At 58.8% G+C, this 374-nt stretch carries 1 protein-coding gene; it reads right to left on the minus strand.

Annotation, left to right across the window (positions count from 1 at the left end):
• A partial coding sequence (locus tag QK293_RS27510; protein ID WP_282383525.1) for a contractile injection system protein, VgrG/Pvc8 family occupies window positions 1–374 on the minus strand: 374 nt, incomplete at both ends.

A 374-nucleotide genomic window follows, 5' to 3' on the forward strand; every position in this document is an offset into this window, starting at 1 on the left:
GGGTAAAGCCGTCTTCGGGTTTGACGTCGCTGGTGATGGCCTCTTCCAGTGACTGAGGTTGCTTTCCAGCGTGCGTCACGCTGAGCAACAGCCACAAATCGTTGCAGGTTTTGCGCGGGTGTTCGGTCAGGTCGAACAAGTGACCGCAGCGCAGCGTGGGCTGATCACTTTTGCCCTCGGTCAACTGGTAATCGGCACGGTGCCGCTCCAAGGCCTGACGAGCGAGTTGTTTACCGCGTTTTTCGTTCTCGATTAATGCGGGGTAACGATAGTCTTCAAGCTCTGGGCTGAACTCGGCGGTGAAGCGACTCTCCAGCAGCAGACTCGGCCGTTTCAGGTCATAGTCCCGGCGCGTGACCGTGCTGGTGCGGGTG

The organism is Pseudomonas sp. AL03 (assembly GCF_029960815.1).
Lineage (GTDB): Bacteria > Pseudomonadota > Gammaproteobacteria > Pseudomonadales > Pseudomonadaceae > Aquipseudomonas.